The organism is Phenylobacterium sp. P4_E10 (genome assembly GCF_056401675.1).
In genome coordinates, this window is sequence record NZ_JBFUIW010000005.1 from 202,460 (window position 1) to 222,760 (window position 20,301).

20 protein-coding genes are annotated in these 20,301 nt (G+C 69.4%); 5 read left to right on the forward strand and 15 right to left on the reverse strand.

Translation table 11 applies throughout. The annotated features are described in order from the left end of the window. Positions 1 to 103: 103 nt before the first annotated feature. Positions 104 to 1,606, reverse strand: a complete 1,503-nt coding sequence (locus tag AC1DQJ_RS08085; protein ID WP_477602031.1) for a flavin-containing monooxygenase — start codon at positions 1,604 to 1,606, stop codon at positions 104 to 106. Positions 1,607 to 1,793: 187 nt separating this feature from the next. On the opposite strand from AC1DQJ_RS08085, the gene AC1DQJ_RS08090 reads away from it, so the two are divergent. Then, a complete protein-coding gene (locus AC1DQJ_RS08090; protein WP_477602033.1) occupies positions 1,794 to 2,591 on the forward strand; it encodes an SDR family oxidoreductase in 798 nt (265 codons plus the stop codon). Here AC1DQJ_RS08090 and AC1DQJ_RS08095 read toward each other — a convergent pair. Genes AC1DQJ_RS08095 through AC1DQJ_RS08105 form a run of 3 tightly spaced genes read right to left on the reverse strand, consistent with a single transcriptional unit; the run spans position 2,570 to position 6,494 of the window. After that, complete coding sequence (locus AC1DQJ_RS08095; protein WP_477602035.1) at positions 2,570 to 2,953, reverse strand: group III truncated hemoglobin; 384 nt, start codon at positions 2,951 to 2,953, stop codon at positions 2,570 to 2,572. The two genes, AC1DQJ_RS08090 and AC1DQJ_RS08095, sit on opposite strands and share 22 nt — an antisense overlap. 53 nt (positions 2,954 to 3,006) lie before the next feature. After that, entirely contained in the window at positions 3,007 to 4,962 is a 1,956-nt protein-coding gene (locus AC1DQJ_RS08100) for a hybrid sensor histidine kinase/response regulator (protein ID WP_477602037.1), read from the reverse strand. Next, positions 4,959 to 6,494, reverse strand: a complete 1,536-nt coding sequence (locus AC1DQJ_RS08105) for a globin-coupled sensor protein (RefSeq protein WP_477602039.1) — start codon at positions 6,492 to 6,494, stop codon at positions 4,959 to 4,961. The genes AC1DQJ_RS08100 and AC1DQJ_RS08105 overlap by 4 nt, the downstream gene beginning before the upstream one ends. A 308-nt stretch (positions 6,495 to 6,802) precedes the next feature. On the opposite strand from AC1DQJ_RS08105, the gene AC1DQJ_RS08110 reads away from it, so the two are divergent. After that, positions 6,803 to 7,471, forward strand: coding sequence for a response regulator transcription factor (locus AC1DQJ_RS08110; RefSeq protein WP_477602041.1), 669 nt, complete (start codon positions 6,803 to 6,805; stop codon positions 7,469 to 7,471). A 296-nt stretch (positions 7,472 to 7,767) separates the two neighbouring features. Then, positions 7,768 to 8,571, forward strand: coding sequence for a porin (locus AC1DQJ_RS08115; RefSeq protein ID WP_477602043.1), 804 nt, complete (start codon positions 7,768 to 7,770; stop codon positions 8,569 to 8,571). A gap of 64 nt (positions 8,572 to 8,635) precedes the next feature. On the opposite strand, the gene AC1DQJ_RS08120 is transcribed toward AC1DQJ_RS08115, so the two are convergent. The 3 genes from AC1DQJ_RS08120 to AC1DQJ_RS08130 form a co-directional block, all read right to left on the reverse strand. Further along, a complete protein-coding gene (locus AC1DQJ_RS08120; RefSeq protein ID WP_477602045.1) occupies positions 8,636 to 9,751 on the reverse strand; it encodes a hypothetical protein in 1,116 nt (371 codons plus the stop codon). Between the two features lie 114 nt (positions 9,752 to 9,865). Then, on the reverse strand, positions 9,866 to 10,057 hold the full coding sequence (locus AC1DQJ_RS08125; protein WP_477602047.1) for a hypothetical protein: 192 nt from the start codon (positions 10,055 to 10,057) through the stop codon (positions 9,866 to 9,868). Between the two features lie 275 nt (positions 10,058 to 10,332). Further along, the gene (locus AC1DQJ_RS08130; protein ID WP_477602049.1) at positions 10,333 to 11,097 is read right to left on the reverse strand and encodes a hypothetical protein; all 765 of its coding nucleotides are present in this window, start codon (positions 11,095 to 11,097) and stop codon (positions 10,333 to 10,335) included. Positions 11,098 to 11,260: 163 nt separating this feature from the next. On the opposite strand from AC1DQJ_RS08130, the gene AC1DQJ_RS08135 reads away from it, so the two are divergent. Both AC1DQJ_RS08135 and AC1DQJ_RS08140 read left to right on the forward strand, forming a co-directional pair. Next, on the forward strand, positions 11,261 to 11,758 hold the full coding sequence (locus AC1DQJ_RS08135; protein WP_477602051.1) for a pyridoxamine 5'-phosphate oxidase family protein: 498 nt from the start codon (positions 11,261 to 11,263) through the stop codon (positions 11,756 to 11,758). A gap of 198 nt (positions 11,759 to 11,956) precedes the next feature. Further along, positions 11,957 to 12,676 carry a Crp/Fnr family transcriptional regulator gene (locus tag AC1DQJ_RS08140; protein ID WP_477602053.1) on the forward strand — a complete coding sequence of 240 codons (720 nt, stop codon included), beginning with the start codon at positions 11,957 to 11,959 and terminating at the stop codon, positions 12,674 to 12,676. On the opposite strand, the gene AC1DQJ_RS08145 is transcribed toward AC1DQJ_RS08140, so the two are convergent. The 8 genes from AC1DQJ_RS08145 to AC1DQJ_RS08180 all read right to left on the reverse strand — a co-directional run bounded on the left by AC1DQJ_RS08145 (position 12,673) and on the right by AC1DQJ_RS08180 (position 20,296). After that, positions 12,673 to 13,269, reverse strand: coding sequence for a sensor histidine kinase (locus tag AC1DQJ_RS08145; RefSeq protein ID WP_477602055.1), 597 nt, complete (start codon positions 13,267 to 13,269; stop codon positions 12,673 to 12,675). The genes AC1DQJ_RS08140 and AC1DQJ_RS08145 overlap by 4 nt on opposite strands. A 155-nt stretch (positions 13,270 to 13,424) precedes the next feature. After that, on the reverse strand, positions 13,425 to 14,213 hold the full coding sequence (gene cobS, locus AC1DQJ_RS08150) for an adenosylcobinamide-GDP ribazoletransferase (RefSeq protein WP_477602057.1): 789 nt from the start codon (positions 14,211 to 14,213) through the stop codon (positions 13,425 to 13,427). Next, a complete protein-coding gene (gene cobT / locus AC1DQJ_RS08155) occupies positions 14,210 to 15,238 on the reverse strand; it encodes a nicotinate-nucleotide--dimethylbenzimidazole phosphoribosyltransferase (RefSeq protein ID WP_477602059.1) in 1,029 nt (342 codons plus the stop codon). The genes cobS and cobT overlap by 4 nt, the downstream gene beginning before the upstream one ends. Continuing rightward, positions 15,235 to 16,701 (reverse strand): cobyric acid synthase, encoded by a 1,467-nt coding sequence (locus tag AC1DQJ_RS08160; protein ID WP_477602061.1) that lies wholly within the window; start codon positions 16,699 to 16,701, stop codon positions 15,235 to 15,237. Before AC1DQJ_RS08160 ends, cobT begins: the two co-directional genes overlap by 4 nt. Continuing rightward, positions 16,689 to 17,711, reverse strand: coding sequence for a CobD/CbiB family cobalamin biosynthesis protein (locus tag AC1DQJ_RS08165; RefSeq protein WP_477602063.1), 1,023 nt, complete (start codon positions 17,709 to 17,711; stop codon positions 16,689 to 16,691). Before AC1DQJ_RS08165 ends, AC1DQJ_RS08160 begins: the two co-directional genes overlap by 13 nt. After that, the gene (locus AC1DQJ_RS08170; RefSeq protein ID WP_477602065.1) at positions 17,701 to 18,477 is read right to left on the reverse strand and encodes an ABC transporter ATP-binding protein; all 777 of its coding nucleotides are present in this window, start codon (positions 18,475 to 18,477) and stop codon (positions 17,701 to 17,703) included. Before AC1DQJ_RS08170 ends, AC1DQJ_RS08165 begins: the two co-directional genes overlap by 11 nt. Beyond that, complete coding sequence (locus AC1DQJ_RS08175; RefSeq protein ID WP_477602067.1) at positions 18,474 to 19,451, reverse strand: FecCD family ABC transporter permease; 978 nt, start codon at positions 19,449 to 19,451, stop codon at positions 18,474 to 18,476. Before AC1DQJ_RS08175 ends, AC1DQJ_RS08170 begins: the two co-directional genes overlap by 4 nt. Continuing rightward, positions 19,448 to 20,296: an ABC transporter substrate-binding protein gene (locus tag AC1DQJ_RS08180; protein ID WP_477602193.1), complete on the reverse strand. Its 849-nt coding sequence runs from the start codon at positions 20,294 to 20,296 to the stop codon at positions 19,448 to 19,450. The genes AC1DQJ_RS08175 and AC1DQJ_RS08180 overlap by 4 nt, the downstream gene beginning before the upstream one ends. Positions 20,297 to 20,301: the final 5 nt, after the last annotated feature.

Genomic DNA, 20,301 nt, shown 5'->3' on the forward strand with positions numbered 1-20,301 from the left:
CGGCCGCCGCGGCCAGTTCAGTGATCGGCGCCGAGCTTGAGGCTCGCCCCCTCCACCACCCTTCGGGCGGTCCCCCTCCCCCGCTATGCAGGGGAGGAAAATATCAGCTGTACTTGAAGGCCTTGTCGGTGAGGTCGAGGTTGGGGATCTCGTCCTTCTCGGACCAGTAGTCCTGGGTGTGCTGCCAGTCGGCTTTGTCGCCGCTCTTGGGCATCAGGTGCATGCCGCGCATCAGGTAGCCCGGGTTGAAGTTCTCCGGATCGATCCACGGCTTGATGGCCATGTCCTGGTCCTCGGGGCGCAGGACCGGGACCACCTTTTTGTAGCCCTTGTCCTGCATGTGCTCGAGCAGGCGGGCCACGAAGTCGCCCATCAGGTCGGCGCGCAGGGTCCAGGAGGCGCGGAAGTAGCCGAAAACCCAGGCCAGGTTCGGCACGCCGGTGAACATCATGCCGCGATAGGTGACGGTGTCGGCCCAGTCGACCGCCTTGCCGTCCACCTGGAACGGGATGTCGCCCATCACGCTGAGGTCGAAGCCGGTGGCGGTGATGATGATGTCGGCCTTCAGCTCCTCGCCCGATTTCAGCAGGATGCCGTTCTCGGTGAAGCGCTCGATCTCGTCGGTGACCACCGAGGCCTTGCCCGAGGCGATGCCGCGGAACAGGTCGCCATCGGGGATAAAGGCGATGCGCTGGCGCCAGGGGCGGTAGCGGGGCGTGAAGTGCTTGTCGACGTCGAAGTCCTCGCCGAGGAACATGCGCACCCCGGCCAGCAGCTCGGCCTTGACCGCCTCGCTCTCTTCCACGGCCCGCTTGGTGAAGGCCGCGCCGTCGAACAGGCGCTTGCGGCGGACGATCTCATGGACCCAGGTCTCGTCGATCTGAAGCTGGCGCAGGGTGTCGGCCAGCTCGTCGACGTTGCGGCCCGGCACGAAGTATGTCGGCGAGCGCTGCAGCAGGGTCACGTGCGCGGTCTGGTCGGCGATGTTGGGCACCAGGGTCGCGGCGGTGGCGCCCGAGCCGATGACGATGACGTTCTTGCCCTTCAGGTCGATGTCGTCGGGCCAGTGCTGCGGGTGCACGACCTGGCCGCCGAAGTCGGCCATGCCGGCCCACTCGGGCGTGTAGCCGCGGTCGTGGTTGTAGTAGCCCTGGCACATGAAGAGGAAGTTGGTGGTGAACTGCGCCTTGGTCCCGTCGCTGCGCACGACGTCGACGGTCCAGAGGTTGTCGGCGCTGGACCAGCTGGCGCCCACGATCTTGTGGCCGAAGCGGATGTGGCGGCCGAGGTCGTTCTCCTCGATCACCTCGTTCATGTAGCTGAGGATCTCGGCAGCGGTGGCGATCGGCGCGCCGGTCCAGGGCTTGAAGCGGTAGCCGAAGGTGTAGAGGTCGCTGTCGGAGCGGATGCCCGGATACTTGTGCGTCACCCAGGTGCCGCCGAAGGTGTCCTTGGATTCCAGGACCGCGAAGCTGGTCCCGGGGCGCTGGGTCTGCAGGTGATAGGCCGCGCCGACGCCGGAGATGCCCGCGCCCGCCACCAGGACGTCGAAGTGCTCCAGCTTCGCGCCGGACGGACGCGCGGCGATCATGTCGGTCGCAGTCATCAGGTTTCCTCTCCTCGTCGGACGCATTCGTCCCTGGCCGACAGTGTCGCTGCCCGGGCGGCGCCCCTCCTTGATTTGGATCAAGATAGGTTATCGTTGATAACAAACAGATCGGACGACGTTGCGTCAAGCTTCCTCAAAGGCCCGTTTGCGGGCTAACTCGTCGCAACCACAACGGAGGAAGACCATGACCCAGGAACTGGCCGGCAAGACGGCGTTCGTCGCGGGGGGATCGAGCGGCATCAATCTGGGCATCGCCAAGCGCTTCGCCCAGGCCGGCGCGAACGTCGTCATCATCAGCCGCAGCCCCGAGAAGATCGAGGCGGCCGCCAAGGAGGTCTCGGCCTTCGGACCCTGCATCGGCATCGCCGCCGACGTGCGCGACTACGCCGCCGTCGAGGCCGCGCTGAAGCGGACCCATGACGAGTTCGGCCCGATCGACATCGTGCTGTCGGGCGCGGCCGGCAACTTCGTGGCCCCGGCCCTGGGCATGAGCGCCAACGGCTTCAAGACCGTGGTCGACATCGACCTGATCGGCACCTTCAACGTGCTGCGCGCCTCGTTCGAGTTCCTGCGCCGGCCGGGCGCCTCGCTGATCTCGATCACCGCCGGCCAGGCCGAGCGCGCCTCGCTGTTCCAGGCCCATGTCTGCGCCGCCAAGGCCGGGATCAACATGCTGACCAAGTGCCTGGCGCTGGAGTGGGGTCCGGCCGGGGTGCGGGTCAACGCCATCTCTCCCGGCCCGATCGCCGAGACCGAGGGCATGGCGCGGCTGGCCCCGACGCCCGAGGCCGAGGAGCGGGTCAAGAGCCGCAACCCGCTGCGCCGCTACGGCAAGAAGGACGAGATCGCCGACATGGCCATCTTCCTGTCCACCGACAAGGCCGCCTATGTGAACGGCGCCATCATCCCGGTCGACGGCGGCAGCGGGGCCGGCGACGCCAGCGGCAACGCCCTGGGGAACTATGCGCCCGCGGCGTCCTGAGCCGGCCGATAAAACAGGCCGAGCTTGAAGCTCTCGGCGATGCGGGCGGCTCTGGCCTGCAGGGCCTGGGCGATCGGCGGGGTGTAGACCTCGCTGGTCGCCTCCGCCCAAAGCGCCAACCATCGGTCGAACATCGGCGGGGTGATCGGCTGGCGCATGTGGGCGGCCATCGGCCGGCCGGTGAAGCGGCCGACGCCCAGCAGGCCGGCGGCCCAGAACTGGGCGATATGGTCGAGGTGGTGGTCCCAGTCGCCGATGGCGGCGTTGAACACCGGGCCGATCAATTCGTCCTCGCGCGCACGGCCATAGAAGCGCCCGACCAGGTCGCGGAGGTTTTCGGGCGTCACGGCGTCGGCGAGCATGGCGCCTAGATAGGGCGCGCGGACGTACCTGCAAACTCCGGGATGATCCGCGCCTAGCCGGGCTCGGCGGCCAGGCCGGCGATCCCGCAGACCAGATCGACCAGCCGATCGACCTGCACCGGCTTGGTCAGGAAGCTGTCCGCGCCGGCCGCCGCCGCACGTTCGCGGTGCTCCTCGAAGGCGTTGGCGGTCAGCACGCAGATGTGGGCCCGAGAGCGGCCGGCCGCCCTCTCCTCCTCGCGGATGTGGCGGATGGCGGTCAGCCCGTCCATCACCGGCATTTGCATGTCCATCAGCACCAGGTCGTACGGGCGCTGCGCGGCGGCGGTCACGGCCTGGGCGCCGTCGCCGACGCTGACCAGGTCGACCGGCAGGCCCTCCAGAATGTACTCAACGGCCATGCGGTTGATCGGGTGGTCCTCGGCCAGCAGCACGTTCAGGGTTTCGGCGGACGGCCGCGGCTCGGGGCTGTCGGCGACGGTGTCCGGCAGTTCCGCCACATTGTGCTCCAGCGGGACGATGAAGGTGAAGACGGCCCCCTGGCCGGGCCGACCTTCGGCGAAGATCCGGCCGCCCATCAGCTCGACCAGCGCTTTGGAGATCGCCAGGCCCAGGCCGGTGCCGCCGAAGCTGCGGGTGATCGAGCCGTCGGCCTGCTCGAAGCGCTCGAACAGCCGCTCGGCCACCTCGGGCGCGAAGCCGACCCCGGTGTCGCGCACGCTGAAGGTCGCCAGCGAGGTTCCGGGCGTATCCCCCGGAGCCAGCCACGCCGCCACCTCAATGCGCCCGTGCGCGGTGAACTTCACGGCGTTGCTGACCAGGTTGGACAGCACCTGACGGATTCGCAGGTCGTCGCCGAGGTAGGCGCCGGGCGGCGTGTCCTCGACGGAGAGCACCAACGCCACGCCGCGCTCGGCGGCGCTGGCCCCGAACAGGGCGACGGTCTCGTCCAGCAGCCTGTTCAGGGAGAAGGGCGCGACCCGCAACTGCAGCCGGCCGGCGTCGACCTTCGAGAGATCGAGGATGTCGCCGAGCAACCCTTGCAGCGCCCGGCCCGAGGTCTCGATCAGCGCCACCATCTCGCGTTGCCGCGGATTGAGGTCGGTCATGCCCAGGGCGCCGGCGACGCCCAGCACGCCGTTCAACGGCGTGCGGATCTCGTGGCTCATATTGGCCAGGAAGGTGGACTTGGCCTGACTGGCGCGCTCCGACTGCTCGCGCGCCTCGATCAGGGTCGTCTCGACAGCCCGCCGCTCGGTCAGGTCACGGACGATGGTCATCAGGACGAAGCCTTCAGGGGTCTGCAACTTGGCGAGCGAGGCCTCGGCCGGGAACTCCTCGCCGTTGCGGCGGCGGCCGACGATCTCGGCGCGCTCGTGCATGCGTAGATTGAGCCCCGAGCCGGCGCTGAACTCGGTGACGTAGCCGGCGTGATTTGCCCGCAGGCGTTCAGGCATCAGCGCCTCGACCGTCTGGCCGACGACCTCGGCCGCAGCATAGCCGAACAGTGTCTCGGCCCCGGTGCTGAAGGCCAGGATCCGCCCCCTGGCGTCGCACAGCAAGATGGCCTCGGGCGATATGCGCAGCATGCCGGCCAGCATCTCCTGAGTGCTGCGGGACACGGCGCGGGCGAGCTGGATCTCGGTGACGTCGCGCACGACGCCAGACATCAGCGCCGGACGGCCGCCGCGGTCGCGCTCGACCTCTCCCTGATGGCGGACGTGCCGCACCGAGCCGTTCGGGCGCTGGATGCGGTGGGCAATGTCGTAGGGCGACCGCCCGGCCCGGACTTCGGCGACCTGGCGCTCCACCTCGCTGCGGTCGCCTGGATGCACGAGGGCGAGGAACAGCTCGTAGGTCGGCGCTTGGTCCTGCGGCAGGCCCAGGATGGCGCAGGTCTCGGGCGACCAGGCCAGGGCCCCGGAAACCAGATCCCACTCCCAGCCGCCGGTCTGGGACAGGCGGTGCAGACGGCGCAGGCGGCGCGCCAGCGCCTCCGGCTCGCTCATGAGCGGACCTCGCGGAGCACGGGCGCGAACGCATCGGTCACCCGCTCGGCAAGGCGATGAACCGGGGAAGCCGGCTGCCCCTGGTCCGACAGCCGGAAACCTCCCACCAGCGCGACCAACTCGGCGGCCTCGTCGCGCAGGCTGTGGGTGGCCGCGGAGGACTGCTCGACCATGGCGGCGTTCTGCTGAACCGTCTGGTCCATCTGGTTCACGGCGGCGTTGACCTCGGCGAGGCTGACAGCCTGCTCCCGCGCCGAGGCGGCGATGGTCCCGATCACTGTGTCGATCTCGGTCACCCGGCCGACGATGGCGCGCAGGGCCTCGCCGGTCTCCCCGACCAGCTGTACGCCGTGGCCGACCTGGGCGCTGGATTCCGAGATCAGGGTCTTGATCTCGCGGGCCGCCTCGGCCGAGCGTTGGGCCAGGGCGCGAACCTCGGAAGCGACCACGGCGAAGCCCCGGCCCGCCTCGCCGGCCCGCGCCGCCTCGACCCCGGCGTTGAGCGCCAGCAGGTTGGTCTGGAAGGCGATCTCGTCGATCACCCCAATGATCTGGCCGATCTGTTTGGAGGAGGACTCGATCTCACCCATGGCATTGACCGCGTCGGCGACGATCCGCCCAGAGCGCTCGGCGTGGCCCCTGGCCTCCAGCATGGTGGCCCCGGCCGTCCGCGCGCCCTCCGCTGTCTGCCGGACCGTGGCGGTCACCTGGTCGAGGGCCGCGGCGGTCTCTTCCAGGCCCGCCGCCTGCTGCTCGGTCCGCCGCGACAGGTCGTTCGAGGCGCTGGCCAACTCAGAGGCGCTGGCGGAGATCGAAGCGGTCGCATCGGCCACCTGGCGCATCGCCGTCTCGACCTGGGCCGCGGCGCGGTTGAAGTCTTCGCGCAGCGCCGCGTACTCGGGCGGCAGGTCGTCGCCCAGCCGGTAGCCGAGATCGCCGCCGGCCAGCGCCGCCAGCGCGCCGCCGAGGTGGAGCGACACCGTGCTGCGCTCCTCCGCCAGCACCCGCGCCTCGGCGGCCAGCCGCGCGGCCTCGGCCGCCTCGAGGTAGACGGTGATGGCGTAGTCCATGTCGAGCAGAGTGGCCTTGGCCAAGGCGCCGAGTTCGGCGGCGACCTCCGAGGCCGGGGCTGCACGCGACCCGAAGCCGGCCTTCGGCCAGCGCGCGGTCAGCACCGCGCCGATCAGCGACTCCAGCAGCAGCGCATAGCCGCCGATGTACCAGCGGGGCGCCAGGCCGATGCGCGCGTGGACGTGCCCCACCGCCGTGACCGCAGCCACATAGTCCTGGTCGAACTCGGCGGCGGCGATCTTGGCCCAGTGCTGGATCTGGCGCTGGCGCGCCCCGCGCATCTGGTCGGCGCCGGTGAACATCGCCCGGGTTTGCGGGTACTTCCAGATGACCTCATAGAAGTCGTCCAGCGCCGTCGGCAGCGCCTTGGTCACATGCGGGCCCACAGCCCGTAGCGCCGCTCGTCCCGCCTCATCCAGCCGCATGAACGCCAAGCGTTCGCCGATCTCGTCTGACTGCATAAACACCTCCCAATGTCCGCAGCCCGAGCGTCTCCTAAATTTGATCCATATCAATAACAATAAGTACAAATGCGCCTAAAACGCTACTTACGTATAACAATGGAGATATTAGGCATATATATTTGGATATACTGGCTTCCAGTAAAACGATCCCGGGAGGATGATACACGGTCGCTAGGCGAATCAATTACACACACTCAAGCATGAATCCGATACACCTGTGGTTATCGGTCGCAAATACCGCTCCATTACCGGGTATTTCCTAAATACCCATTGCGCTACCAGGGGCTTTATGTTTTCCGGGGACCATGTGCCCGCCCCCCGACACCTTTTCCTGCAACGGCGTGACGGAGTCAGGTAGCGAGGCCGGGCTCGTCCTGCTGGTCGAAGAAAAGCCTATCTGCCGCCTGGCCATCACCCAGGTGGTGGCGGAGGCCGTCGGCCTTGGCCGCGTCCACGCCACGGGCGAACTGGACGCAGCCGCCGCAGTCCTGGCCGAGCGGGCGCCAGCCCTGCTGCTGGTCGACCTCTTCAGCGTCAACTACGACTTCAAGGGCCTGAGGCGGCTGCTTGCCGCCGCGCCGCAGACGCCGGCCGTCGTCATCGACGATCGCGTGAATCCCGCCTTCTCCCAGCTCGCCCAGGACGCCGGGGCGCACGGCTACGTCTCCAAGGACTTCGAGCTCAGCCAGTTCAGGCACGCGCTGGCCGCTGTGTACGGCGGCGGCGGCTATTTTCCGGTCCGCGCGCCGCGGCGGGCGAGCCGTACCGGCAGCGGGCTGTCGCCCCGACAGATCGACGTGCTGAAGCAGATGGCGGTGGGTCGCCGCAACCGCGAGATCGCCGACCTGCTCGGCATCTCGCCGGGGACCGTCAAGCTCCACATCCATGCGATTCTCCGCCTGACCGGGGCGCGCAACCGCACCGAGGCGGCGTTGCTGGCCGGCCGCTTCCTGGCGCCCAAACCCGACGCCTGAGCACGGCGGACGATTTTCCGCGTAGCAATCGCCGGTCGCTGACGGCGCATCGCGGCAACCGGGCCTTGCGCGGCCCGAATTGCCGTCGGCTTCCAGGTTGGCGGGGCAATTTCTTGCCAATCCAGAGCCAGGCCATGGGCAGGCGCAATTGGCATTTCAAGAGCGGAAAAATGGACTGTGACTGACCGGTCACACTCTTCGCCGACCCGTGAAATCCAAAGGGTTCAGCCATTGTGACGGAGGGATGACGGGCATAGCTGGGCCTCAGTATTTCAAACCCAAAAGGGATCCAAAAAGTGAGAAACCAACTGTTCGCGACGGCCGCCGTGGCCGCCTTTTTCGCGCTGACCGGCGCCGCCGCCCAAGCCCAGACCGTGGGCCATGTGGGCGCCAACTACGGCCGCACCGAGCTTGACGTCGGCGGCCTGGGCGATACCGACGCCGACGTGCTGCAAGGCGAAGGCGCGGTCGCGTTCGACCTCGGCTCGCTGCGCGGCCAAGTCGATGGCGCGGTGACCAACTTCGACGCCGACGGCGACGACGCCACCACCTGGGCCGTCACCGGCCACGTCAACACGGCGTTCACCGGCGGCCTGGCCGGCGGCTTCGTCGGCGTCAACAAGAGCGACGACGTGACCCTGTGGTCGGTCGGCGCCGAGGCCCAGTACAACGTCGCCCCGCAGGCGACCCTGTACGGCCAGGTCGGCTACGGCCGATCGGACGACATCGACGACGTCGACTTCTGGGCCGGCCGCGCCGAAGTCCGTTACTTCGTCAGCGACAACTTCAAGCTCCAAGGCTCGGCCGGCTACACCAAGGCTGACGCCGACGGCGGCGACCTGGACATCTGGAATCTCGGCGCCGACGCCGAATACCAGTTCGCCGGCACCCCCTGGAGCGTGGTCGGCGGCTACGAGCATGGCGAGATGGACGACCTCGACCTGAAGTCGGACACCCTCAAGGTGGGCGTGCGCTACACCTTCGGCGGCTCGCTGCGCGACCGTGACCAGGCCGGGGCCTCGCTGGGCTCGTCCGCCAATCTGTTCGGCGGCTCGCTCGGTCAGAGCGTGTTCGGCGCCCTGGGCGCGTTCAACCCGTAAGCAGCTCTGAACTGAGTTGATGGAAGCGCCTCCGGCCACCGCCGGGGGCGCTTTTCATTTGCGGTCAGGCGGCTTCGGCTTGGCCGGCGTTGAGGCTGACCTCGAAGTCCATCAGCATATCGACCAGTTCGTCGACGGCGACCCGCAGCATCTGGTTGGACGGGAAGCGGAAGCGCCAGAAGCTGGCCACGTGCTCAATGCCGCTGAGCCGCTCGCCCATGCTGTAAAACATGGCCGGCGCGCGCAACAGGAAGTCGCGGAAGAAGGCCGGGTCGCTCTGCTGGGTCAGGGCGGCGTAGGCCTTGTCGTAGACCGCCAGCGATTCCGTGACGCTGCCGACCGCTCCAAAGATCCAGCCGCGCAGCTCGGTCTTGATGCGGGCGATATAGATCTTGTCGTCAGCGTCGAGCGGGCCGAGCGGCCGCACGCCGGCGATCTCGTCCAGCACCACGCGGATGCGCGGCAGCAGATCCTTGAGCTGCCATTTGTAATAGAGGAAGGCCTTCCAGCAGAAGATGCCTTCGCGGAAGGTCTGCGGGTCCATGTTCATGACCGCGCGCAGGGGCTCGAGCTCGGCGCTGTTGGCGTCCGAGAGGATCTTGGCGAGCAGGGTGGCGGCCTTGCTGGAGAAGCCGTGGCCATCGCCGAACGACATCTTGACCAGCGGCTCCAGCTCGGCGCGGGCGGAACTGAACATCCGCTCCAGGTCGCCGTCGGAGACGTTGAAATAGCAGGCTGCCGGCACGAAGCCGTTGGTCCTCAAGATCTCGCGCATCAAGAACGGGTCGAGCGACGGCAGCCCGGCGATGATGTCGAGCACCTGGCGGTCGCGGGCGCCGACTTGCAGGTCGTCGCCAAAGGAGACCGCGGCCACCTCCTCGAAATTGCGCTGACCGACGAACAGGAACCGCGCGCCAAAGCGCAGCTCACGCTCGGCGATCGGCAGCAGGATCTTGGTCGCCGTCTGCACCGGATAGTCGAAGAGGTCGCCCTCGCCGCCGCGCACCCGGTGCTTCAGGATGATGCTGCGGTTCAGCAGCGAGTTGCGGAAAAACGGGTTCTGCTCGTAGTCGAGCTTGCCCGCCTCGGTCTGGGAGATGCGCCAGAGGTTGAGGACGCGCGAGGTGGCGGCGCTTTTCCTGAGATACTCAAGGCTACGGTACGACCGATCTCGCGCCACACAGAAACTCCCCGACACACGCCAGTCGCCGACGTCCATAGGACGCGACCGTTGGCGCAATCAACAATTGCAAGGTCGCTGGCAGGCCGTCTCGGGGTGCGGCCTGCCTGCGTACTAGACCCGGATGTCGAGCAGGTGCTCGTCGCTGCTGCTTGCAGGGGGCTCCGCGGGCACCACCCTGACCTCATGAGCGAATCCAAGCTCTCGAAGGGTCTCGGCCATATAGGCCGCACCCAGTCGCGTCATAGGAAGGCCGCCCTTACTCCAGAGACCTTCGCCAAGTAAATGATACTCCACCTTGAACATCGGACTTCCTCCGATTTCGCGTGGGGGGAGCCTCTGTCCGGATAGTTACCTATCGGTAAATATCAAACATGTTCTGCGAACTATGTTCGGTGAGCGTGCCCGACATTGCCGGAAAGGCACACAAAATACGCACTGCTCGCGCAATTCCGCGCAACTCCCGCTAAGCGAGAGCCGAAAACTCGAGGATCAATGTTCGCCCACGTGGGCGCTGCGAAGCGCGCGTCGCCCTGGGGGACGACGCGCGCGCGCTCATTGCGACGGTGAGCCGCGGGCGATCAGCTGGCGGCGGCCACGACGCCTGGAGGCGGCGCGAAGCCGCCCGGCGGACGGCCGATCCAGATCTGGCCGGAGCGGGCCATGACCTCGCCGTCCTTGTCGAACAGGGCGACGCCGGCAAAGTACTTGCGGCCTTCGACCTCACGCGCCCAAGCGACGACCACGTAGGTCTCGCCGGCCTTCGGCTTCTTCAGGACCTCGCCGGCCATGGTGCCGAGCAGGCCGACCGGCGAGCCGGTCTTGATCCACCAGGCCATGGAGCCCGAGCAGTCGAGCGCGCCCCAGGTGATCTCGTCCGGGACCGTGCCGTCGGCGTCGGCGAAATTGGCGTGCGGCGTCCAGACGCCGGCGCACTGGCCGGCCGGCGCACCGTCGATCTGCCCGACGTGAACGCCCAGGCCCTCGCCGGCCTCGCGCTCGACGCAGCAGGAGAAGCAGCCACGGTGCAGCGACTTCTCGGCGAACTGCGAGGCGGCCGCGAAGGCGCGGGCCTCTTCGACGCTCGGCGGGGCCGGCGGCGGGTTGGGGATTTGGCTGTCCTCGGCGCGCTTGGCAGAGCCCAACACCGCGCCCTCGGCGTTCACCAGGATCACGGCGCCGTCTTCGCCAGGCTGCAAGCTGACGGCGGTGTCGAGCGGCACGCCCGAACGCAGCATCGCCACGCCACGGCCACCGACCGCGCCGGCGAGCACGCCGCAAATGTAACCGCCATTGGCCGTGTAGGGAGGTCCCCGGAACTGGCGGGGGACGATGATCTCGCTCATCGAAATGATCTCAATTTTGAATCTGCAGTCGAAAGAATGGCCCATCATGACCCAGTCGAGCCCGCGCTGGAAGTGTGACCCGAGGTAAATCCCTAATGAGCGTCGCCGGAACCGCAGCGCAGCTTCAGGGTTTCGACTCCAACAGGCTATCGGAGGAGTCGTCATGAACATCGACATGAAGGACCGCGTCGCCGTCGAGCGGAAGCTGTGGGACGAGATCGAACGCCATCAGGTCGGCATGCTGGGCCTGACAAGCGGCGCCTCGCGTCGGATGCAGCCCATGACCGCCTTCGTCGAACGCGAGCGCGAACAGATCTGGTTCTTCACCCGCACAGACACCGAACTGGCGCGTCAGATCGTCGATGCCCGAGAGGCCGCGTACGTGTTTCAGCACAAGGACCTGTGCGCCTGCATCACCGGCGAGCTGACCCTGGACCACGACGAGGTGAGGATCGCCAAGTACTGGAACGCCGTGGCCGCCGCCTGGCATCCAGAGGGCAAGGACGATCCGCGGCTGACCATGATGCGCTTCAGCTGCCGCGACGCCGAACTGTGGTTCTCCGAGGCCGGACCGGTCACGGTCGCCTGGGAGATCGCCGTGGCCAACGCCCGCAAGCACGAGCCGCACCTGGGTGGACGCGCCAACCTGCATTTCCACTGAGCAGGCCGCAGCTTTACTGCCCTCCACGGGATTAGGCTGAGAAACCGCGAGCAATTCGCGCGAGCTTTCCGAGGTCCTCGCAGACGCCGGGCGGTTTGCGCACGGCGTCCGCCAAGGAGTGTCGTGTTCACGACAGTCATTCCCGAACCGTCTCGATAGGTTGACCCCGCAACTGAAAGGCGGAGATCGATTCGCCCGATGAAGGGGTCCTGGTTCTCGGTGCAAAATCGCTTACTCGCCGCGCTGCCGCCTGAGGACTACGCGCTGGTGGCGCCGCACCTGACTCACACCGACCTTGAACGCGGACGGCTGTTGTACGAGCCCGGCGACCGAATTGACGTCGTCTACTTCCCGCACGACGGCGTCATCTCGACGATGACCTTGATGGAGAACGGCGCGGCCATCGAGAACGCCACCATCGGCCGGGAAGGCGCCGTCGGGCTGACCTCGGCCGTCGCCTCGCGCCAGTCGCTGTCGCGGGTGATGGTGCAGACGCCTTGTCGCTGCGCGCGGATCGGGTCGAACCAACTGCACGACGCCTGGGTCCGGAGTCCGCGGATCCGCGAGATGATCGACCGCCATACCGAGGCGCTGCTCGGCCACGCCTCGCAGTCGGCCGCCTGCAACGCCCTGCATTCGGTGGAGGCGCGTTTCTGCCGCTGGCTGCTGTCGTGCCGCGACCGGATTTCGGGCGACACGGTGGCGCTGACCCAGGAGTTCCTGGCCGACATGCTGGGCGTGCAGCGCACGACGGTGACCGCCGTCGCCCGCTCTCTGCAGCAGAAGGGCTATATCCGCTACCGCCGCGGCGTCCTGGACATCGTCGACCGCGAGGGCCTGCAGGCCAATGCCTGCGAGTGCTACGACGTGGTCCGCCGCCACTATGAACGGCTGTTGCCGCAGCCGCCCTCGCTCTAGATCGAGAAGATCAGGCGGGCGGTGACGCTGGGCTGGGTCTCAAGCTTGAACTCGCCGCGCACCTGGGCCGCGAGGCTGCGCACGAACCACAGACCGAAGCGCTCGCGGGCGTCGGGCCCGGCCGGATCGAAGCCCGAGCCATCGTCGCTGACCACTATCTCGAAACGGTCGGGGGCGCAGGGCGCGAGGCTGACCTGCACCTTGCCGGCGACGTCAGGCCCGTAGGCGTGGGTCAGGGCGTTGGAGACCAGCTCGTGGATGATCAACGCCAGGGTCGAGGCCGCCTGATCGGGCGCGATCAGCGGCGCGGAGTTCACCAGGATCTCAGCCGGACGCGCACCCTGTCGGCGGCGCCAGACCGGCGCCATCTCTTCAAGGTAGCTTTGGAAATCGACCCCGCCGTCGAGGCGGTGGCGCTCCAAAGCGCCCAGTGAGTTGATCGCCTCGGCCATCCAGGTGAGCTGGCGACGGGTCTCGGGCTCGACCGCGCGCTGACCGCGCATGCGGGCCAGGGCAGAGATCAGCTGGAAGGTATTGGCCGTGCGATGACGCAGCTCCGCCGCCGTCGCGTCGTCCCGCCTCTCGTCCGTCATGTCCAGCCCCAACGCCCGAGCACTGAGTTGAAATAGATCGGCGCCTGCCCCGCCGTCCGTCGTTCAGGCGACGGATACCTCAGTAAAACCAACCGTATGCGGCTAATGCTTGCCGTGAAAGCACAATACTACTCGCTTAGGTCGAGTAGTTCGGCCTATCCGTCAACCGAGCCGATCGCCGCGGCGAGGCTGGCCGAGACCCCGAGCACGAAGCCCAATTCGAAGACCTGCTCGACCGCGCCGAGCACGTCGCCGGTGTAGCCGCCGAGCAGGCGCCTGGCTGCCAGCGCCAGCGCCGCGGCCATCACGCCGCCCAGCAGCAAGGCCAGCAGGACCACCCCGCCCGGCGACAGCGCCATGGGCAGGCCGGCGAGGATCAGTGCAGTGAGCATCTCCGGCAGGCTGAGGTCGGAGGGGGCCGGCTTCCACTTTCCGGTCTTCGCATCCCCGACATAGGAAAAGGCGCGCATCACCAGCACTGCCGCCCCGCGCCCCCCGGCATGGGCGGCCACCAGGGTCCAGGCGCCGAGCGCAGCGGGCAGGGTCGCGAGCGCCGCGCCCTTCAGCGCCAAGCTCAGGCCGAGCGCCAGAGCGCCATAGGTCCCGATGCGGCTGTCCTTCATGATGGTCAGGCGCTTGGCGATCGTGGGGCCGCCGCCCAGGCCGTCGGCGGTGTCGGCCAGGCCGTCCTCATGGAGGGCGCCGGTCACCAGCACGCCTGCGCCGATGGCCAGCAGGGCTGGAAGCCAGCCGCTCCAAAGCTGCGAGGCGCCCCAGAACACCGCCGCGCAGACGCCGCCGACCAGCATACCGACCAGCGGGAAGTAGCGTGCGCTGCGGGAGATCCAGTCGGTCTCGAAGCCGCGCAGGGCCGGCGTCGGTACACGGGTCAGGAACTGCACCGCGCAGAGGAAGAGCTGGACCTGGCGGAGAACGAAGCTCACAGGCGGCCGGCCAGCACGTCGTCCAGGCTGGCGACTTCGCTCAGCAGCGCGGCGGCGGCGCGCACGATCGGTACGGCCAGCAGCGCGCCCGTCCCCTCCCCCAGCCGCATCGAGAGGTCGAGCAGCGGCGCCGCGCCAGCCGCCTGCAGCGCGATGGCGTGACCGCGCTCGGCCGAGCGATGGGCGAAGATGCAGTAGTCGGCGCAGGCCGGCTCGAGTCGGATCGCCGCCAGGGCGGCGGTGGAGGCGATGAAGCCGTCCACCAGCACCGGCGTTTGCGCGGCGGCCGCGCCGAGGATGGCGCCGGCCATGGCCACGATCTCCAGACCGCCGAACTGGGCCAGCACCTCGCGAGGGTCGGTCGCCGGGCTCCGGGCGGCGGCGGTTTCAAGCACCGCGCGCTTGCGGGTCAGACCCTCCGCATCGTGGCCGGCGCCAGGGCCGATGCAGTCGGCCAACGACGCCGGCGCCAGGCGGTGCAGGATCAGGGCGGCGCTGGCGCTGTTGCCGATGCCCATCTCGCCGACCGCCAGGACGTCGAAGCCGTCCTCTTCGATCGCTTGACGGGCGATGGCGGCGCCGCGCTCGAGGGCCAGATCGACCTCCGCCGCGGTGAGAGCGGGGCCCACTGCGGCGTTGCGCGTACCCTTGCGGACCTTGGCGGCGATCAACGCCGGATGCGGGGCGAAGTCGGCGTCCACACCGGCGTCGACCACCCGAACCTCGGCGCCGACGGCGCGGGCGAAGGCGTTGGCGCTGGCGCGGCCGGCCAGCAGGGTCGCGACCATCGCCGTGGTCACCGCCGACGGATAGGCCGAGACGCCGGCCTCGTTGAGCCCGTGATCGCCTGCGAAGACCAGCAGCAGCGCACGGTCGAAGCTGGGGTTCGGGCGGCCGGCGATCAGGGCCAGGCGCACGGCCAGGTCCTCGATGCGGCCCAGCGCGCCGAGCGGCTTGGCCTTGCCGTCGACCAGGGCGCGGTAGGCGGCTTCCTGGCTGCGGTCGAGGGGAACGATGGGCGTCATGGGCGAAACTCCAGGCCGGCGATGGCGGCCAGGCGGGGAATGTCGAAGGACTGCTGGAGCACGGCGGCGATCTCGTCCAGGGCGGCGTCGACCCGGTCGTGCTGGTCGAGGCCGTCGGACGCCGCGCCGAGACCGTCCAGCAGGGCGGCCCGGGCCGGGGCCTTGTCGAACAGGCCATGCACATAGGCCCCGGCGATGCGGCCGTCGGGGGAGACTGCGCCTTCCCCCGAACCATCCGCGCGGTTCAGGAATGGACGCTGCAGGGCCGGGCCGTCAGTGCGACCGACATGGATCTCATAGCCTTCGAACGCTTCGCCGGAGGTCAGGCGTCCGTGCGTCGGGCGCAGCACCTTGTCGCCGGTCAGCACCGTCTCGACGTCGAGCAGCCCCAGGCCCTCGGCGCGGCCCGGCGGGCCTTCGACACCGTCGGGGTCAGCGACGGCCCGGCCCAGCATCTGGAAGCCGCCGCAAATCCCCAACACCCGGCCGCCGCGGCGGACATGAGCGGTCAGGTCGATGTCCCAGCCCTGGGCGCGTAGGAAGGCGAGGTCGGCGAGGGTGGCCTTGGTCCCCGGCAGGATCACCAGGTCGGCGTCCCCCGGCAGCGGCGAGCCAGGCGGGACGAAGCCGAAGTCGATCTCCGGTTCCTGACGCAGCGGGTCGAAGTCGTCGAAGTTGGCGATACGCGAGAACATCGGCGCGACGATCTTCACCCGCCGCGCGGCGCTGGACGCGACCTTGTCGAGCACCACCGCGTCCTCGGCCGGCAGCCTGCGCGCTGCGGCCAGCCAGGGCGCCATGCCGAGATCGGCCCAGCCGGTGCGGGCCACGATTTCGGCGCGTCCGTCGTCGAACAGGGCCGGGTCGCCGCGGAACTTGTTGATCAGGAAGCCGGCGATCATCGCGCGATCTTCCGGATCCAGCACCGCATAGGCGCCGACCAGGGCGGCGATCACGTGGCCGCGGTCGATGTCGCCGACCAGGACCACCGGCACGCCGGCGGAGCGGGCGAAGCCCATATTGGCGATGTCGCCGGCCCGCAGGTTGGTCTCAGCCGGACTGCCGGCGCCTTCCACGATGACCAGGTCGCTCTCGTCCTGCAGCTTGCGGAAGCTCTTCAGCACCACGTCGAGCAGGCCGGCCTTGCGGTCCTGATAGGCGCGGGCCTGCCAGGTCCCGGCCATCTGGCCGCGCACGATCAGTTGCGCGCCGACATCGCTCTGCGGCTTGAGTAGCACCGGGTTCATGTCGACGGTCGGCGGGGTGCGGCAGGCGATGGCCTGGAGGGCCTGGGCGCGGCCGATCTCGCCGCCGTCGATAGTGACCGCGGCGTTATTCGACATGTTCTGCGGCTTGAACGGCCGCACGGTCAGGCCCTGGTTGGCGAACACCCGGCAGAGCCCGGCGACCAGCACCGACTTGCCGACGTCCGAGCCGCATCCCTGGATCATCAACGCGGCCAAACGAACCCTCCAAGCGCCAGGGCGGCGGCGAGTACCGCGCAGGCGCGCAGATAGAGCCCAAGCCCACGACGAAGGTCCAGGGGCGACGGCCGCGGGCCCTCGCCAAACGCGGGCCGTTCGTGCGGGACGCCGTCGTAACTGGCCGGGCCGCCGAGCTCGACGCCGAGCGCGCCGGCCATCGCTGCCTCGGGCCAGCCGGAGTTGGGCGAGGCGTGCTTGCCGGCGTCATGCCACATGATCCGCCAGCCACGTCCGGCGACCAGGGCGATCAGCGCACCGGCCAGGCGGGCGGGGATCAGGTTCATCAGATCATCGGCGCGCGCCGCGGCCCAGCCGAAGCAGCGGTAAGGCTCTTCCTTGTGGCCGATGACGCTGTCGGCGGTGTTGACCGCCTTGTAGGCGAACAGGCCCGCGAGGCCCCCGACCAGAAACCAGAACAGCGGGGCGACAACGCCGTCGTTGAAGCTCTCGGCCAGGCTCTCCAGGGCGGCAGCGGCGACGCCGTCGCGGTCGAGCTGGGCGGTGTCGCGGCCGACGATCATGGCCACCGCGGTGCGGGCCGCGGGGAGGCGTTCCCCCTCAGTCGCCGACAGCTCCCCCAGCGGGGGAGCACCTAGAAACCCAGATCCTCCCCCGCTGGGGGAGGTGGCTCGCCGAAGGCGAGACGGAGGGGGATCAAGCGCCGCACTCACGGCGGCGACGTGGTCGTAGAGACTGCGAGCGGCGAGGCCGAGGGAGCCCAGTCCTATCATCAGGATTTCCGCCCAGCCTTGCAGCAACCTGTCGAGCGCCCAGCCGGCGCCGCCGGCCGCCCCGGCGACCAGCAGCAGGGCCGCGATCCCGGCCAAGCGACGGCGCAGATCGCCGCCGCGGTTGAGGGCCTCCAGCCCGCGCAGCGCCCTGCCGATCCACACCACCGGATGTGGAACCAGCGCATGCAGACGGCGCGGATAGCCGACGACGCCCTCCACCCCGGCGGCGGCCAGCACCAGCCAGGGATCAGCCGGCACGTCCGACGATCTCGATCAGCGGGCCGCCCTCGCCCCCCACGACCCGGGCGTCGACGCCATAGGCCGCCTTCATCACCTCGGACGATAGGGCCTGCGCCGGCGGGCCGTCGGCCAGCACCGCCCCGGCCGCCATGACGATGATCCGGTCGGCGATGCGAGCGGCCAGCGAGAGGTCGTGCAGGGTGACGACCACGCCCCTGCCCTGATCGTGCGCCATGGCGCGGAACAGGTCGCCGGCGTCGAGTTGGTGGCCGGGATCGAGGCCGGTGAGCGGCTCGTCGGCCAGCAGCCATTCGGGGTCGCCGGCCAGTGCGCGGGCGATCAGCACCCGGCCGCGCTCGCCGCCGGAAAGGGTGGTGACGTCGCGGTCGGCCAGTTCGACGACTCCGGCGGCGGCCATGGCCCGGTCGATGGCGGCGGCGTCCTCCAGGCTAAGGCCGCTGGAGCCGATGAAAGGGGTACGGCCGAGCCCGACCAGAATCCGCGCCTCCACCGCCCAGGCGACTTCGGGCGTCTGGGGAATGAAACCGATGCGGCGGGCGCGGGCCCGCGGCGCCATTTCCAGCAGAGCGTGGTCGCCAAGCCCCACGCTCCCGCCCTGCGGCCTGCGAAGACCGGCCAGGCAGGCGAGCAGGGTCGACTTGCCCGCGCCGTTGGGGCCGAGGATGGCAGTGACGGTTCCGGGCTCGAACGTGGCGGTGACGCCGTCGACCACCGGCTTGCCGCCGAGCCGGACGCGGACCTCCTGGGCGATCAGTGCGCTCATGCGATCCTCCGGCGCAGGGACAGCAGCAAGGCGAAGAAGAACGGCCCGCCGAGCACGGCCATGGCGACGCCGAGCTTCACCTCGCCGGCGGCGGGGGTCAGACGCACGGCGATGTCGGCGGCCAGCACCAGCACTGCGCCGCCGAGCGCGCTGGGCCACAGAAGGCCGCCGGGCCTAGCCCCGACCAGCGGGCGCAGCAGATGCGGCACGATGAGGCCGACGAAGCCGATGACGCCGGTGACGGCGACGCTGGCTCCGGCGGTCAGGGCGACGCCGAGCGCCAGCATCCAGCGGACGCGGGTCATGTTGACGCCAAGCGAGCGGGCCCCGGTCTCGCCCAGGGTGAGGGCGTCGAGGCTGCGGCCGATCAGCAGCAGCAGCAGGCAGCCAACGCCGATCAGCGGCAGCGCGATCTGCACCTCGCCGAGGCTGCGGTCGGCCAGGGAGCCCATCAGCCAGTTGACGATCTCGTTCACCGCCCAGGGATTGGGGGCCAGGCTGAGCGCCAGGGCGACGCCGGCCCCGGCCATGGTTTGCAGGATCACTCCGGCCAGAATGAAGGTGACGATGCTGGACGCCTGGCCCGACAGCGCCAGCAACAGGAAGACGGCGATCAGGGCGCCGAGCATGGCCGCAGCGGCGATGACCCACGGCTCTGCGGCGCCGGCCCCAAGATAGAGGGTGAGTACGGCGCCGAGCGCGCCCATCGAGGAGACGCCGAGCGCGCCCGGATCGGCCAGCGGGTTGCGGGTGTAGCCCTGCATCGCCGCTCCGGCCATGCCGAGCGCCGCACCGACCGCGATGGCCAGGATGGTGCGCGGCAGGCGCAGTTCGAAGATGATCGCCCGGCGCGGATTGCTGGGATCCGTCCACTCGCTGAGCGGCACCCAGACGCGGCCCGCCGCCATGCTGACGAGGGCCAGCAGCACCGCGAGGCCGGCGAGAACCGCGAGGGTGGTCTGGCGGCGGCTCATACCCTACCTCGCATATCCAGCGCCTCACGGCGGACCTTGGCCAGCATCTGGGCGGTACGGATCAGCACGGGCCCCCCGCAGAAAGTGAGCTGCTGGGGAAAGGTGGCGCGGTGCATCCGTCCGGCGACGCGGGCCAGGGCCGGATGGTTGGAGATGCGGTCGGCCCAGGTCGGGGCGCCGGGCTCGGACTCTGCGGCCAGCAACACGTCGGGCGGGTCGGCGACCAGCAGCTCCAGGGGGACGTTGCCGGTGCGCTTGAGGCCATAGCGGGCGGCGGCGTTGTCGAGCCCGCAGCGGGTCATCATCTCGTCCATCATCGTCCCGGGAGCGCTGGCGAAGCCGCCGGCCTGGTAGCTCAGAGCGCTGAGCCGCGGGGCGCCCGGCGGCGGCGTGGCGGCGGCGAGGGCAGCCTCGATCTGCGCGACCAGCGCCTCGCCGCGCTGCGGGCGATGCACGGCGCGGGCTACCTGGCGGACCTGGTCGAGGCTGTCCTGGACCGAGTTGGGCACCGCAAACAGTTCGGCGCGGATACCCAGGCGGGCCAGGGCCGCGCGGGTGGCCGGCGAGGAATGGCGCCCGGTCAGCACCAGGTCGGGCCGCAGGGACAGCACCTCCTCCGCGCTCTCATAGGTGAACGGATAGGTCGCGCCGGCCGGGCCGATGCTGGAGGAGGACTGGTCATGCGAATAGTGGCTGATCGCGGCGATCTGGCTGCGGTCGGCGACCGCCACCAGGATCACGTCCAGGCAGGGATTGAGCGACACGATGCGCCGCGGCTCGGGCGCGCCGGCACCGCCGAGGCCCACGGCGGCGCCCGCAGCGAGCGCCGACCGCCGGGTGAGCATCCAGC

What these genes read in the sequence shown, in the direction of transcription:
- AC1DQJ_RS08095 (WP_477602035.1), bottom strand. Translation starts at nt 2,953, where the DNA reads ATGCTCGCCGACGCCGTGACGCCCGAAAACCTCCGCGACCTGGTCGGG.
- AC1DQJ_RS08100 (WP_477602037.1), bottom strand. Translation starts at nt 4,962, where the DNA reads ATGAGCGAGCCGGAGGCGCTGGCGCGCCGCCTGCGCCGTCTGCACCGC.
- AC1DQJ_RS08090 (WP_477602033.1), top strand. Translation starts at nt 1,794, where the DNA reads ATGACCCAGGAACTGGCCGGCAAGACGGCGTTCGTCGCGGGGGGATCG.
- AC1DQJ_RS08105 (WP_477602039.1), bottom strand. Translation starts at nt 6,494, where the DNA reads ATGCAGTCAGACGAGATCGGCGAACGCTTGGCGTTCATGCGGCTGGAT.
- AC1DQJ_RS08130 (WP_477602049.1), bottom strand. Translation starts at nt 11,097, where the DNA reads ATGAGCGAGATCATCGTCCCCCGCCAGTTCCGGGGACCTCCCTACACG.
- AC1DQJ_RS08125 (WP_477602047.1), bottom strand. Translation starts at nt 10,057, where the DNA reads ATGTTCAAGGTGGAGTATCATTTACTTGGCGAAGGTCTCTGGAGTAAG.
- AC1DQJ_RS08135 (WP_477602051.1), top strand. Translation starts at nt 11,261, where the DNA reads ATGAACATCGACATGAAGGACCGCGTCGCCGTCGAGCGGAAGCTGTGG.
- cobT (WP_477602059.1), bottom strand. Translation starts at nt 15,238, where the DNA reads ATGACGCCCATCGTTCCCCTCGACCGCAGCCAGGAAGCCGCCTACCGC.
- AC1DQJ_RS08085 (WP_477602031.1), bottom strand. Translation starts at nt 1,606, where the DNA reads ATGACTGCGACCGACATGATCGCCGCGCGTCCGTCCGGCGCGAAGCTG.
- AC1DQJ_RS08180 (WP_477602193.1), bottom strand. Translation starts at nt 20,296, where the DNA reads ATGCTCACCCGGCGGTCGGCGCTCGCTGCGGGCGCCGCCGTGGGCCTC.
- AC1DQJ_RS08145 (WP_477602055.1), bottom strand. Translation starts at nt 13,269, where the DNA reads ATGACGGACGAGAGGCGGGACGACGCGACGGCGGCGGAGCTGCGTCAT.
- AC1DQJ_RS08110 (WP_477602041.1), top strand. Translation starts at nt 6,803, where the DNA reads ATGTGCCCGCCCCCCGACACCTTTTCCTGCAACGGCGTGACGGAGTCA.
- AC1DQJ_RS08170 (WP_477602065.1), bottom strand. Translation starts at nt 18,477, where the DNA reads ATGAGCGCACTGATCGCCCAGGAGGTCCGCGTCCGGCTCGGCGGCAAG.
- AC1DQJ_RS08175 (WP_477602067.1), bottom strand. Translation starts at nt 19,451, where the DNA reads ATGAGCCGCCGCCAGACCACCCTCGCGGTTCTCGCCGGCCTCGCGGTG.
- AC1DQJ_RS08140 (WP_477602053.1), top strand. Translation starts at nt 11,957, where the DNA reads ATGAAGGGGTCCTGGTTCTCGGTGCAAAATCGCTTACTCGCCGCGCTG.